The organism is Pseudonocardia nigra (assembly GCF_019396355.1).
Classification (GTDB): Bacteria; Actinomycetota; Actinomycetes; order Mycobacteriales; family Pseudonocardiaceae; genus Pseudonocardia; species Pseudonocardia nigra.
The window spans coordinates 1-13,210 of record NZ_JAHKRK010000072.1; the positions used below are offsets into that span (position 1 = coordinate 1).

Genomic DNA, 13,210 nt, shown 5'->3' on the forward strand with positions numbered 1-13,210 from the left:
CACCTCGCGCGCGACACCGGTGCGCACCTTCAGCCGCCAGGTCCGGTCCGGCGGCAGCTCCCGGCGCACGAACTCGACCAGCGGCCCGTCGACCTCGACGACCTGCTGTGTCGACCGCGGCCGGGTGGCGGCGACGTAGCGGGCCAGCGTGAACCCCGCGCCGCCGAGGTGCATCGCCCGCAGCGGCCGCCGAGGCGGCGCGGCCGCGTCGACGACCCGCCCGAGCCTGCGGACGTACTCGAACTGCAGGTGCGTCGGGTCGTCCAGGTCCACGTGGGACTGCGGCGTCCCGTCGACGAACACCGTCCACGCGCGCGGGCGGTCGACGTCGGCGACGAGCTCGACGAGGCCGGTCGCCACGCGCTCCCGCGGCCCCGTCCGATCGCGCCGGCTGCCCACGTCCCGAGTATCTCCGGCCCTCCCCGCGGTCGCGCCGCGGGCACGTGAGAGGTTGACCGGGGTGGACACCAGCGAGCCGGACGCGCTGATCGGCCGCTTCGAGGCACTGCTGACGCCGCAGGGCCGGGAGCTGCTCGCCGAGCTGCCCGGGCAGGCCGTCACCGACGCCGACGCGCTGCGGCTGGGCACGGCCCTGCGGGCCCGGTACCCGGCCCAGCTCGTCGTCGACGCGCTCGGCCAGCAGCAGCTGCGACACCGGGCGGCGGAGAAGTTCGCGTCGGCGCAGGACATGTTCTTCACGCGGGCGGGCTGGGAGCAGGCGTCGGCCGAGGTGGTGGCGCGCCACCGGGCGCACCGCTACGCCGAGTTCGGCGCGATCGCGGACCTCTGCTGCGGGATCGGCGGCGACCTCGTCGCGCTCGCGGCCGGCAGCGACGTCCTCGCCGTCGACCGGGATCCGCTGCACCTGTGGATGGCGCTGCAGAACGCCGGGGTGCACGGGATGGCCGACCGCGTGACCACGCGCAACGCCGACGTGCGGGACGTCGACCTGAGGGGTGTCGACGCCGTGTTCGTCGATCCCGCTCGGCGGTCGGACCGGCAGCGGATGCGCACGGGCGACAGCGAGCCCCCGCTGGAGTGGTGCACGGGCCTCGCCGCGCAGGTACCCGCGGTCGGGATCAAGGCCGCGCCGGGCCTGCCGCACGACGCCGTGCCGCCGGGCTGGGAGCTCGAGTTCGTCGCGCTCGGGCGCGACCTCAAGGAGGCGGTGGCCTGGTCGCCCGCCCTCGCCACCGCCCCGACCCGGGCCACGCTCCTGCCCGGCGGGCACACCCTGGTCCCCGGCCCCGGCGACCCGGTGCCGGTGCAGGAACCCGGCGAGTTCCTGCTCGACCCCAACCCGGCCGTCACGCGGGCGGGCGCCGTCGAGGAGCTCGCCCGCGCGGTCGGGGCCTGGAAGATCGACGACCAGATCGCGTTCCTGGCCGCCGACCGCCCCGTGACCACACCGTTCGCCAGGACGCTGCGGGTGATCGACTCCGCGTCGTGGAACCAGAAGAAGCTCCCGCAGCGGCTGCGGGAGCTCGACGTCGGCGCCGTCGACATCCGCCGCCGCGGGCTCGCCGGCGACGTCGACGCGCTGCGCCGCAGGCTCCGGCTGTCGGGCTCGCGCCGGGCGACGCTCGTCATGACCCGCGTCCGCGACCGGCCGTGGGGTCTGGTCTGCGTCGACATCTGACCGGACGGGATCCCGGTGGTCGGGCCGGGGCGGTCAGGGAGCCTTCGCCGGCCGCTCCGCCCGCAGCGCGGCGGCGTGCTCCTGCATCAGCGCGGTCACCTGCTCCAGGTAGTCGGCCACGAGGGTGAGCTCCGCGTCCGAGTGCCGGTCGTTGAGCTCGGCGATCCGCCGCTGGAGCGGCGCGAACATCTCCTCGGCCGTCGGGGACGGCAGCGGCACGACGATGACCTTCCGACGGTCACGCGGGTCGGGCTCACGGCGCACGTGGCCGGCCCGCTCCAGGCGGTCGACGACGCCGGTGATCGAGCTCGCGGTCAGGCCGGCGAGCTGCGCGAGCTCGCCGACGCTCGCGGGGCCGGTCCGGTGCAGCAGGCCGATGCACTGCTGGTCGACGGCCTGCAGGCCGAGCCGGGCCGCCGCGGCGTGGGACAGGCTCGTCGTCGCCAGGTTGAGCAGTCTGCCCTGCACGGCGACGCGACGCAGGAGCTCGCGCCTGCGGTCTCCCTCGGCCGCTCCCGTCGACGCCATGGCGCGCCTCCCGTGCAACATGTCACGAAACTCGTGATTTCCGGAGGTCGTGATACTAAGGTGCGTGTCCGGGGGCAGTTCCGCCGCGGGCCGGGACGGGGGGTCCGGGCCCGCGGCGTGGGGGACGTTCATCCCGCGCACCCCCCGATCCGGTTCGTCACGGCGCGCGCGGTCCGCCGCACCTCGGACACGAGCCGGGCGTGCAGCTCCGGCGCCGCCTCTTCCTGGGGGAACGTCGTGGCGACGCTCGCCACCGGGTGCCCGGTGTGGTCGAGCACCGCCGCCGCGATGGAGGCGAAGCCGGGCGTCACCTCCCCGTCCTCCGTGGCGTGGCCCCGCCGCCGCGTCTCCACGAGCAGCCGGCGCAGCGCCGACAGCGAGCGGGGCCCGGAGTCGTGCCGGGTGACGAACGCGCTCGCGTCCGGGAACAGGGCCCTGACCTGCACGGCCGGGAGCGCCGCGAGCATCGCCCGCCCACTGGCCGTGAGCTGGGACGGCAGCCGGACCCCCACGTCGGTCACCAGCGGCGGCCGCCCGCGGGCGCGTTCCTCGATGACGTAGATGACCTCCCGGCCGTGCAGCACCGCCATGTGCGCGCTGTGCCCGGTGCGGTCGACGAGCCGGGCGAGCGGCACCCGCGCCACCCGCTGCAGCGGCTCCTGCCGTGAGTAGCCGGTTCCGAGCTCGTAGGCCGCCACCCCGAGGCTGTAGCGGCGCTCGTCGGCCAGGTGCACCACGAACCCACTGTCGGCCAGCGTCGCGAGAAGTTGGTACGCGGTGGACCGCGGCAGCCCGAGGTCGCGGGCGACCGCGGCCGCGGGCACCGGACCGGCCTGCCGGGCCAGGTACCGCAGGATGGCGAGCACCTGTTGGGCCGCAGGCACCTTCACCCGATCGGGCATTCGGCTGACGCTACCAAACTGTCCGGTATCCCGGACACTGATCTCGTTCCGACGATGGTGGGGGCGGCCCGTGCGGGTGTCCGATGAGCTGATGCGTGCCGTGGACCTGCCTACCGGGTCGAGCTCCGTCACTGTTGGACTCGACCCGCTGACCCCTGACCAGATCGTCGCCGTGGCCCGACACGGGGCGGGCGTCGCCCTGTCCCGTGATGCCGAGAACGCGATGGAGACCACCCGGAAGGTCGTCGAGGCGCTCGCCGACGACGTCGAACCGCACTACGGGGTCTCCACCGGCTTCGGCGCGCTGGCCACCCGCCACATCCCGGTGGCGCTGCGTGCGCAGCTGCAGCGCAGCCTCGTCCGGTCGCACGCGGCGGGCTCGGGGCCGGAGGTCGAGCGCGAGGTCGTGCGGGCGCTGATGCTGCTGCGGCTGTCGACCCTCGCCACCGGCCGCACCGGCGTGCGGGCCGAGGCCGGCCGGACGTACGCGGCGATGCTCACCGCCGGGATCACGCCGATCGTGCGGGAGTACGGCTCGCTCGGCTGCTCCGGGGACCTCGCCCCGCTCGCGCACTGCGCGCTGGCCGCGATGGGCGAGGGCGAGGTCCGGGACGCCGCCGGCACCCTGGTCCCCGCCGCCGACGCGCTGGCGGCCGCCGGCATCTCGCCGCTCGTCCTCGCGGAAAAGGAAGGGCTGGCGCTCATCAACGGCACCGACGGCATGCTCGGCATGCTGGTGCTTGCCTGTGCCGACCTGCGCCTGCTGCTGCGCACCGCCGACGTCGCCGCGGCCATGAGCGTGGAGGCGCTGCTGGGCACCGACGCCGCATTCGCCGCCGACCTGCAGGCGATGCGCCCGCACCCCGGGCAGGCCGACAGCGCGGCGAACCTCTACGCGCTGCTCGCCGACTCCGCGATCATGGCCAGCCACCGCAACCCGTCGTGCACCCGGGTGCAGGACGCCTACTCGCTGCGCTGCGCACCCCAGGTGCACGGCGCCGTGCGCGACACGCTCGCGCACGCCGAGACCGTCGCGGGCCGGGAGCTGGCGGCCGCCGTCGACAACCCGGTCGTCACTCTCGACGGCCGGGTGGAGAGCAACGGCAACTTCCACGGCGCCCCGATCGCCTACGTGCTCGACTTCCTCGCCATCGGCGTCGCCGACCTCGCCTCGATCAGTGAGCGGCGCACCGACCGGTTCCTCGACGTGGCGCGCAACCACGGGCTGCCCGCGTTCCTCGCCGACGACCCCGGCGTCGACTCCGGGCACATGATCGCCCAGTACACCCAGGCCGGCATCGTCTCCGAGCTCAAGCGCCTGGCCGCGCCCGCCTCGGTGGACTCGATCCCGTCCAGCGCGATGCAGGAGGACCACGTGTCGATGGGCTGGTCGGCGGCCCGCAAGCTGCGCCGCGCCGTCGACGGGCTCACCCGCGTGGTCGCGATCGAGCTGCTCACCGCGGCCCGCGCCATCGACCTGCGCGCCCCGCTCACCCCGGCCCCGGCCACCGCCGCGGTCCGCGACGGGCTCCGCGCGCACGTCGCCGGGCCCGGCCCGGACCGCCACCTGGCCCCCGAGATCGAGGCCGCGGTCGGCTACGTCGCCTCCGGCGAGGCACTGGCCGCCGCGGAGTCCGTCACCGGAGCCCTGCGCTGACGCGCCCGTGAGTGGAAAACGTCGCCAGGGCAACGTTTTCCACTCACGAGCCGACGAAGGAGGCACATTATGGAAGGCGCCCGTCCCGTCCGCGCCGCCCGCGGCACCACCCTGACCGCACGGTCGTGGCAGACCGAGGCACCGCTGCGGATGCTGCAGAACAACCTCGACCCCGAGGTCGCCGAACGGCCCAACGATCTCGTGGTCTACGGCGGCACCGGCCGCGCGGCGCGGGACTGGCCGTCCTTCGACGCGATGGTGCGCACCCTCACCACGCTCGCCGACGACGAGACGATGCTCGTGCAGTCCGGGCGGCCGGTCGGGGTGCTGCGCACGCACGAGTGGGCACCCCGGGTGCTGATCGCCAACTCCAACCTGGTCGGGGACTGGGCGACCTGGCCGGAGTTCCGGCGGCTCGAACGCCTCGGCCTCACGATGTACGGCCAGATGACCGCGGGTTCGTGGATCTACATCGGCACCCAGGGCATCCTGCAGGGCACCTACGAGACGTTCGCGGCCATCGCCGCCAAGCGGTTCGGCGGCACCCTCGCCGGCACGTTGACCGTCACCGGCGGGTGCGGCGGGATGGGCGGCGCACAACCGCTGGCGGTCACCCTCAACGGCGGCGTCTGCCTCGTGATCGACGTCGACGCCGCCCGGCTGCGGCGGCGGGTGGAGCACCGCTACCTCGACCGGCTCGCCGAGTCGCTGGACGAGGCGTTGCGCATCTGTGCGGAGAGCAAGGCCGCGGGTGAGGCCCTGTCGGTGGGCGTCGTGGGCAACTGCGCCACGGTGCTGCCGGAGATCCTGCGCCGTGGCGTCGAGGTCGACATCGTCACCGACCAGACCTCGGCGCACGACCCGCTGGCCTACCTCCCCGAGGGCGTCGACCTGGACGACTGGGACGACTACGCCGCGAAGAAGCCGGAGGAGTTCACCGACCGGGCGCGGGAGTCGATGGCCCGCCACGTGGAGGCGATGGTCGGGTTCCTCGACGCGGGTGCCGAGGTGTTCGACTACGGCAACTCGCTGCGCGACGAGGCCCGCCAGGGCGGCTACGACCGGGCGTTCGCCTACCCCGGGTTCGTGCCCGCCTACATCCGGCCGCTGTTCTGCCAGGGCAAGGGCCCGTTCCGGTGGGCGGCGCTGTCCGGCGACCCGGCCGACATCGCCGCCACCGACGACGCCGTGCTCGAGCTGTTCCTCGACGACGACCACCTGCACCGCTGGATCCGCGCCGCACGGGAACGGGTGGCGTTCCAGGGCCTGCCGGCCCGGATCTGCTGGCTCGGGCAGGGCGAACGCGACCGGGCCGGGCTGCGGTTCAACGAGCTGGTCGCCTCGGGAGCGGTGTCGGCGCCGCTCGCGATGGGGCGCGACCACCTCGACACGGGCTCGGTGGCCTCGCCGTACCGGGAGACCGAGGCGATGGCCGACGGGTCGGACGCGATCGCCGACTGGCCGCTGCTCAACGCGCTGGTCAACACCGCCTCCGGCGCGACGTGGGTGTCGATCCACCACGGCGGCGGCGTCGGGATCGGCCGGTCGCTGCACGCCGGCCAGGTGACGGTGGCCGACGGCACCGACCTGGCGGCGCAGAAGATCGAGCGCGTGCTGACCAACGACCCCGGAACGGGCGTGCTGCGCCACGCCGACGCCGGCTACGAGGACGCGAGCGAGGTGGCAGCGCAACACGCCCTCCGAGTCCCGATGACGGAGCCCCGGTGACGCCCCCCGCCCCCGGCGTGAGTTTTGCCGGCTTGTGGGGTGAGGTCGCGCCCCTCGGGCGCGATCCGCGGACCGGGGGGTACCGGCGGTTCGCCTGGACACCCGAGGACGCGGCGCTGCGCGAGTGGTTCGCCTCCGCCGCGGCCGACCGGGGCCTCGACGTCGTCACCGACCGGGCGGGCAACCAGTGGGCCTGGTGGGGCGACCCCGACGCGGATGGGCCGGGCATCGTCGCCGGCTCGCACCTGGACTCGGTGCCCGACGGCGGGGCGTTCGACGGCCCGCTCGGCGTCGTGTCGGCGTTCGCCGCCGTGGACGCGCTCCGTGAGCGCGGGTTCGTCCCGGCCCGGCCGATCGCCGTGGCGCACTTCGGCGACGAGGAGGGCGCGCGGTTCGGCGTCGCGTGCGCCGGGTCGCGGCTGATCACGGGCGCCCTGGACGCGGACCGCGGCCGGGCGTTGCGCGACGCCGACGGGGTGCCAATGGGCGAGGCGATGGCGCGCGCCGGGCACGACCCGGGCCACCTGGGTCGCGACGAGGAGACCCTGCGGCGGATCGGGACGTTCGTCGAGCTGCACGTCGAGCAGGGCCGAGGGCTGGTCGACCTCGACCGCCCGGTGGCCGTCGGCTCCGCGATCTGGCCCCACGGGCGGTGGCGGTTCGACCTGCCGGGCCGGGCCGACCACGCCGGGACGACCCGGCTCGCCGACCGGGACGACCCGATGCTCGCGTTCGCCGCGATCGTGCTGGCCGCGCGCACGGCTGCGGCGCGGCACGAGGCCGTGGCCACCTGCGGGAAGGTGCTCGTCGAGCCGAACGGGGTGAACGCGATCCCGTCCCGCGTCACCGGCTGGCTGGACGCGCGCGGCGCCGACGACGAGCGGGTGCACGCCGTCGTCGCGGAGCTCGCCGCGCTCGTGGACGAGCACGGCGGGACCGTGGCGGAGGAGTCGTGGACCGGCCCCACGGACTTCGACCCCGCCCTGGTCCGCCGCCTCGCCGCGCTGCTCGGCGACGCCCCCGTGCTGCCGACGGGCGCGGGGCACGACGCGGGCATCCTCGCGGCGGCGGGCGTCCCGACGGCCATGCTGTTCGTCCGCAACCCGACCGGGATCTCGCACTCACCCGAGGAGCACGCCGAGGAGGCCGACTGCGTGGCGGGTGTCGACGCGCTGGCCGCGGTGCTGGAGGACCTCGCCCGGTGACCGACTTCTGGGCGGGCTGGGCGCTGCTGCCGGACGGTCCCGCCGCCGACGTGCTGTTCGTCGTGGACGGCGGGCGGTTCCGCGAGGTGCGGCCGGGTTCACGCCCCGGGGGCGCCAGGCGGCTGCCCGGCGTCGTGCTCCCGGGGTTCGCGAACGTGCACAGCCATGCCTTCCACCGTGCGTTGCGGGGGCGTACCCACGACGACGGCGGCACGTTCTGGACCTGGCGCGAGCGGATGTACGCCGTGGCCGCCCGGCTGGATCCGGCCTCCTACCTGGCGCTCGCGCGCGCGGCCTACGCCGAGATGGCGCTCGCCGGGGTCACCGCGGTCGGCGAGTTCCACTACCTGCACCACGATCCCGCGGGGCGGCCCTATGCCGACCCGAACGCGATGGCGCACGCGCTGTGCGCGGCCGCCGCCGACGCCGGCATCCGGCTGACCCTGCTCGACACCTGCTACCTCGCAGGCGGCCTGGACGCCGGCGGCCACCGCCCGCTCGACGACGTGCAGCGGCGGTTCTCCGACGGCGGCGCCGGCGCCTGGGCGGCGAGGGTGGGCGAGCTCCGCGAGACGTCGGGGATGCGGGTCGGTGTCGCCGTGCACTCGGTGCGGGCGGTGCCGCGGGCCGCACTGGGCACGGTGGCGGCGGTGGCGGCGGGGCGCCCGCTGCACGTCCACCTGTCCGAGCAACCGGCCGAGAACGAGGCTTGCCTCGCCCACCACGGCCTCACCCCCACCGCGCTGCTCGCGGCCGAGGGCGTGCTCTCCACCGCCACGACAGCCGTGCACGCCACCCACCTGACCGGCGCGGACGTGGCTGCCCTCGGCGGGGCCGGCACCGGCGTGTGCCTGTGCCCCACCACCGAGCGCGACCTCGCCGACGGCATCGGCCCGGCGCAGGCGCTGCGCGCCGCGGGCGTCCCGCTGTCGCTGGGCAGCGACCAGCACGCCGTCGTCGACCCGTTCGAGGAGGCGCGCGCCGTCGAGATGCACGAGCGACTGCGCACCGGGGAACGCGACGCGTTCACCCCCGGCGAGCTGCTGGCCGCCCTGACCCGCCACGACGCCCTGGGGTGGCCGGACGCCGGGTGGCTCGCCGCCGGGGCGCGCGCGGACCTCGTGGCCGTGCGTACCGATACCGTGCGCACCGCGGGCTGCGACCCGGCGCAGATCCTGTTCGCGGCGACGGCCGCGGACGTCGACACCGTGATCGTGGACGGCGACGTGGTGGTCGCGGGCGGCGAGCACCGCCTCGGCGCGGTAGGCAGGCTGCTGACGGATGCGATCGCGCCGCTCTGGAGGGACCGATGACGGCACACACCCGCTCGAGACGGCACACAGCGCCGGCGCTGTGTGCGGACCACACGGGATGTGTGCCGTCGTGACGGCGACGGTGGTCACCGGGATCTCCGAGCTCGTCACCAACGATCGCGCGCACGGGGACGGGTCACCGCTCGGGGTGCTTGCCGATGCGGCGCTCGTCGTCGACGGCGGGCGGGTCGCATGGGTGGGCTCCGCCGGCCAGGCCCCGCCTGCCGACGCGCGGGTCGACCTCGGCGGGCGCGCGGTCGTCCCCGGGTTCGTGGACGGGCACTCGCACCTGGTGTTCGCCGGCGACCGGGCCGCGGAGTTCGCCGCGCGGATGGCCGGGGAGCGCTACGACGGCGGCGGCATCGGCACCACGGTGGCCGCCACCCGCGCGGCCCGGGACGACGACCTGCGCGCGCTGCTCGCCCGGCGGGTGGCGGAGATGCGCGCGCAGGGCACGACGACCGTGGAGATCAAGAGCGGCTACGGCCTCACGGTGGCCGACGAAGAACGCGCACTGCGGCTCGCCGCGGAGGTGACGCCCGAGACCACCTTCCTCGGCGCGCACGTCGTGCCGTCCGGCGCGGAGCGTGACGAGTACGTCCGGCTCGTGTGCGGCGAGATGCTCACGGCCTGCGCCCCGCACGCCCGCTGGGTCGACGTGTTCTGCGAGCCGGCCAGCCCGCACGCCTTCGACGGCGACGAGGCCCGCGCGGTGCTCGAGGCGGGCCGGGCGGCCGGGCTGGGGCTGCGGGTGCACGGCAACCAGCTCGCGGCCGGACCGGGCGTCCGGCTCGCGGTGGAGCTCGGTGCGGCCAGCGTGGACCACTGCACGCACCTGTCGGACGCCGACGTCGAGGCCCTCGCCGGCAGCGACACCGTGGCCACGCTGCTGCCCGGGGTGGAGTTCTGCACGCGCTCGCCGTACCCCGACGCGCGACGGCTCCTCGACGCGGGCGTCACCGTCGCGCTGGCCACCGACTGCAACCCCGGCACCTGCTACTCGTCCTCGGTCCCGCTGGCCGTCGCACTGGCCGTGCGCGAGATGGGGATGACGCCCGCCGAAGCGCTGTGGGCCGTCACCGCCGGCGGGGCCCGGTCGCTGCGCCGCGACGACGTCGGCGTGCTCGCCGCGGGCGCGCGCGCCGACCTCACCGTGCTCGACGCCCCGACCTACCTGCATCTCGCCTACCGGCCGGGCGTCCCGATCGCCCGGGCGCTGGAGCTCGCGCCCTAACCGCTCCCGGGGCGCGCGGGCTCCGGATCGCCCGGCAGCCCGGCGATCTCCTCCACGTCGAACGCCTTCGACACGGGGACGTCGGTCATGCTGTGCGCCACGATCGACACCGCGATCGTCAGCGCGACCAGCTCGAACACCGTCTGCGCCGCCGGGATCCCGGACTGCACCACCAACAGCCCGTAGACCACCGAGGCGAACCCCTTCGGGCCGAACCACGCCGCGGCGTAGCGCTCCCGCTTGGGCAGCCCGGCCCGCCAGAGCGACACCAGCACCGACAGCGGGCGCACCAGCAGCAGCGACAGCAGCGCGACCGCCCACTCGCCCACGCTGAGGTCCAGGAAGAACGCCGGGGTGAGCAGCGCGCCGAACACCAGTACCGCGGCGAACTTCGTCAGCTCCGAGACCAGGTCACCGAACTCGTGGAAGGCGCGGGACGCCGCCGGCGCGACGGTGGCGAGCGTGATCCCGGCGGCGAACGCGGCGAGGTAGGGGTTGGCGTGGGTCAGGTGACACAGCCCGTAGAGCACGACGGCGAGCGCGAGCGGACCCAGCGGCTGCAGTCGGGGTTCCGCCCCGAGCACCGGGATCCGGTACAGCAGGGCGACCAGTAGCGGCAGCGCGACGCCGAACGCGATCCCGAGCACCAGCTCCAGCCCGATCGAGCCCAGCCTGGCGTCGGCTCCGGTCGTCAGCGAGAGGAACAGCAGCACGAACGGCAGGGCGAGCCCGTCGTTCACGCCGGACTCGATGTTGAGCAGCTTGCGCAGCCTGCGCGGCACCTGGGTGCGGCTCACGATCGTCGAGGCGAAGACGGGGTCGGTGGGCGAGAGGATCGCGCCGAGCAGCAGCGCGGTCGTCCAGTCCAGGCCCACCAGGAAGTGGCCCGCGACGGCGAGGAGCAGCATCGTCAGCGGCATGCCGAGCCCGAGTGCCCGGCCCGAGAGCCGCCACCCGGTGCGCAGCTGGCGCAGCGGCAGGCGGCCGCCGTCGACGAACAGCACGGTGAACAGCGCCAGATCGGCGAGCGTGCTCACCATCGGCCCGTCCGGGGACACCTCGATCAGCCCGAGGAACCCCGGGCCGACCAGCGCGCCCGCCACGAGGAACACCAGCGCCGTGGACAGCACCGAGCGCGCAGCCAGGCCGGACAGCGCGACCGTCACCAGCAGCACGACGCCGAACGTCAGGACCAGGACCACTCCGTCATCCCCTCCCGGTCCTGGTCAGGCGATCGCTCAGAGCCAGATCCCCGGGCCGCCGAACGGCCCCCGGGGCACCGGCCCGTCCTCCTGGCCGTCGCGCGGTTCCGCCGTCGCCTCGGTGTGCAACAGCCACCACACCGCTCCGACCGCGGCCACCAGGACGACGGCGACGGCCGAGCCGGTGAGCGCCACCAGGCCCAGCAGGAGCGCCACCATCACCCAGTGCGGCACGCAGGTCTCCCCCGGCCGCGTGTTCACGTCCTCGCCGGCATGCAGCAGCCGCACCGCCTCGGCGAGCTGACGGTCGTCGTCCGCCGTCCACGCCGCTCGGCCTGCCTCGTTCGCGTCCGCCATTCCGCTCACCTCCGGTCACGAGGTACCCGCCACCACACACCGCCGACACCACCAGCGCAATGGCCGTCAGCAGACCGTTATGTCGACGTTCGCCCGGGACGGTGCGGCAGTTCGGGTGAAGCCGTCTCCAGCGGCACCTCGGGCGAGCGGACGAGCCCCAGCTGCACGGTCTGGCGCGGCAGCAAGGCGTCGAGCGCCCAGTCGGTGGCGGTGCGCAGGCGGTTGCCCGGCATCGAGAGCAGGTGGTAGCCGCGGGTCACGGCCTTCGCCGGGAGCCCTTCCAGCGGCACGTGCAGCGGGTTCGCGGCAGCGTCCCGCCCGCCCAGCTCCACCACGAAACCGAGGTCGTGGTGCCGGTAGCCGGCCCGGGTGCCCCGGCCCAGCGACGCGGCGACGTTGCGCCCGGCCAGCTTCCCCTGGCGCACGGCGTGCTGGGCCGTCATCGCGGTGACCTCGCCGGGGCGGGTCACGTCGGGCACCGCGGCGGCGTCCCCGCACGCGAAGACCGCCGGGTGGCCGGGGACGCCCAGGCACTCGTCGACGACGAGCCTGCCCTTCTGCGTCTCCAGCCCGATGCCCTCGACGAGCGGGTCCGGCCGCACCCCGACGCACCACACGAGCGTGCGCGCGGCCACCTCCTCGCCGGTGGTGAGCCGCACGCCGTCGGCCGTCGCCTCCTCGACGGACTCGCCCGTTCGCACCTCGACCCCGCGCTCGCGCAGCACCCGGTCGGCCGTCCCGGCCAGCCGGTCGTCGAGCCCGGGGAGCACGCGCGGGGCGAGGTCGAGCAGCATCCAGCGCATCTTCTGCCCGCGCAGGCCGCTGTGCCTGCGGGCGAGCGCGTCGGTGAGCAGCGGGCCCTGGGCCGCGACCTCGGTGCCCGTGTAGCCGGCGCCGACGACCACGAACGTGCAACGGGCCTCCCGTTCCGCCGGGTCGTCGGTCGTCGCCGCGAGCTCGACCTGCCGGGTGACGTGGTCGCGCAGGTAGAGCGCCTCCGGGATGCCCCGGAACCCGTGCGCGTGCTCGGCGACCCCGGGGATCGGCAAGAGCTTGTTGACGCTGCCCACCGCGAGCACGAGGCGGTCGTAGCCGCTCTCGTCGCGGCCGCCCTCCGGGCCGACCCAGCTCACCCGCCGCTGCTGCAGGTCGACGGCGTCGACCTCACCGAGGACCAGCCGCACCCCGGGCAGCGTCGCCGCGAGCGAGATCGACACCCGGCGCGGGTCGAGGATCCCGGCGGCCACCTCGGGCAGCAGCGGCAGGTACAGGAAGTAGTCGGTGGGGTTGACGAGGACGATCTCCGCGGTGCCCGCGAGCCGCCGGGACAGCGCCTTCGCGGCGTGGAACCCCGCGAACCCCCCGCCGACCACCACGACCCGCGGAACCGTTCCCGTGCCGTCGTTGCTGCCGTTCGTCGCTGCCTGCCCCGCCGTCATGGCCAT

General features: G+C 75.3%; 12 protein-coding genes. 6 read left to right on the forward strand and 6 right to left on the reverse strand.

The window, feature by feature from the left end; translation table 11 throughout:
- Positions 1-360, reverse strand: a 360-nt coding sequence (locus tag KME75_RS19020; RefSeq protein ID WP_372452628.1) for a spermidine synthase, incomplete at its 3' end; no start/stop codon positions are given.
- A 100-nt stretch (positions 361-460) separates the two neighbouring features.
- Here KME75_RS19020 and KME75_RS19025 point away from each other — a divergent pair.
- On the forward strand, positions 461-1,639 hold the full coding sequence (locus KME75_RS19025) for a THUMP-like domain-containing protein (RefSeq protein WP_308282894.1): 1,179 nt from the start codon (positions 461-463) through the stop codon (positions 1,637-1,639).
- Between the two features lie 33 nt (positions 1,640-1,672).
- On the opposite strand, the gene KME75_RS19030 is transcribed toward KME75_RS19025, so the two are convergent.
- The gene (locus KME75_RS19030; RefSeq protein ID WP_219416204.1) at positions 1,673-2,167 is read right to left on the reverse strand and encodes a MarR family winged helix-turn-helix transcriptional regulator; all 495 of its coding nucleotides are present in this window, start codon (positions 2,165-2,167) and stop codon (positions 1,673-1,675) included.
- A gap of 128 nt (positions 2,168-2,295) precedes the next feature.
- Positions 2,296-3,069 carry an IclR family transcriptional regulator gene (locus tag KME75_RS19035; protein WP_219416205.1) on the reverse strand — a complete coding sequence of 258 codons (774 nt, stop codon included), beginning with the start codon at positions 3,067-3,069 and terminating at the stop codon, positions 2,296-2,298.
- Positions 3,070-3,160: 91 nt separating this feature from the next.
- Between KME75_RS19035 and hutH the strand changes: the two genes are divergently transcribed.
- From hutH to hutI, 5 genes are all read left to right on the forward strand, one after another.
- Positions 3,161-4,726, forward strand: a complete 1,566-nt coding sequence (gene hutH, locus KME75_RS19040) for a histidine ammonia-lyase (protein WP_219416206.1) — start codon at positions 3,161-3,163, stop codon at positions 4,724-4,726.
- 69 nt (positions 4,727-4,795) lie between these two features.
- Complete coding sequence (hutU, locus tag KME75_RS19045; protein ID WP_219416207.1) at positions 4,796-6,454, forward strand: urocanate hydratase; 1,659 nt, start codon at positions 4,796-4,798, stop codon at positions 6,452-6,454.
- Positions 6,455-6,471: 17 nt separating this feature from the next.
- Positions 6,472-7,659 carry an allantoate amidohydrolase gene (locus KME75_RS19050; RefSeq protein ID WP_219416226.1) on the forward strand — a complete coding sequence of 396 codons (1,188 nt, stop codon included), beginning with the start codon at positions 6,472-6,474 and terminating at the stop codon, positions 7,657-7,659.
- Positions 7,656-8,972 carry a formimidoylglutamate deiminase gene (locus KME75_RS19055; protein ID WP_219416208.1) on the forward strand — a complete coding sequence of 439 codons (1,317 nt, stop codon included), beginning with the start codon at positions 7,656-7,658 and terminating at the stop codon, positions 8,970-8,972. The genes KME75_RS19050 and KME75_RS19055 overlap by 4 nt, the downstream gene beginning before the upstream one ends.
- Before the next feature lie 58 nt (positions 8,973-9,030).
- On the forward strand, positions 9,031-10,206 hold the full coding sequence (gene hutI, locus KME75_RS19060) for an imidazolonepropionase (protein WP_219416209.1): 1,176 nt from the start codon (positions 9,031-9,033) through the stop codon (positions 10,204-10,206).
- Here the strand turns inward: hutI and KME75_RS19065 are convergent.
- From KME75_RS19065 to KME75_RS19075, 3 genes are all read right to left on the reverse strand, one after another.
- Positions 10,203-11,408 carry a cation:proton antiporter gene (locus KME75_RS19065; protein WP_219416210.1) on the reverse strand — a complete coding sequence of 402 codons (1,206 nt, stop codon included), beginning with the start codon at positions 11,406-11,408 and terminating at the stop codon, positions 10,203-10,205. The two genes, hutI and KME75_RS19065, sit on opposite strands and share 4 nt — an antisense overlap.
- A 36-nt stretch (positions 11,409-11,444) precedes the next feature.
- Positions 11,445-11,765, reverse strand: a complete 321-nt coding sequence (locus KME75_RS19070; protein ID WP_219416211.1) for a hypothetical protein — start codon at positions 11,763-11,765, stop codon at positions 11,445-11,447.
- A gap of 77 nt (positions 11,766-11,842) precedes the next feature.
- On the reverse strand, positions 11,843-13,204 hold the full coding sequence (locus KME75_RS19075; RefSeq protein WP_219416212.1) for an NAD(P)/FAD-dependent oxidoreductase: 1,362 nt from the start codon (positions 13,202-13,204) through the stop codon (positions 11,843-11,845).
- Positions 13,205-13,210: the final 6 nt, after the last annotated feature.

Excerpts from the sequence above, each read along its gene's own strand:
- KME75_RS19030 (WP_219416204.1), bottom strand. The coding sequence starts at position 2,167 with ATGGCGTCGACGGGAGCGGCCGAGGGAGACCGCAGGCGCGAGCTCCTG.
- KME75_RS19035 (WP_219416205.1), bottom strand. The coding sequence starts at position 3,069 with ATGCCCGATCGGGTGAAGGTGCCTGCGGCCCAACAGGTGCTCGCCATC.
- hutH (WP_219416206.1), top strand. The coding sequence starts at position 3,161 with ATGCGTGCCGTGGACCTGCCTACCGGGTCGAGCTCCGTCACTGTTGGA.
- hutU (WP_219416207.1), top strand. The coding sequence starts at position 4,796 with ATGGAAGGCGCCCGTCCCGTCCGCGCCGCCCGCGGCACCACCCTGACC.
- hutI (WP_219416209.1), top strand. The coding sequence starts at position 9,031 with ATGTGTGCCGTCGTGACGGCGACGGTGGTCACCGGGATCTCCGAGCTC.
- KME75_RS19070 (WP_219416211.1), bottom strand. The coding sequence starts at position 11,765 with ATGGCGGACGCGAACGAGGCAGGCCGAGCGGCGTGGACGGCGGACGAC.
- KME75_RS19075 (WP_219416212.1), bottom strand. The coding sequence starts at position 13,204 with ATGACGGCGGGGCAGGCAGCGACGAACGGCAGCAACGACGGCACGGGA.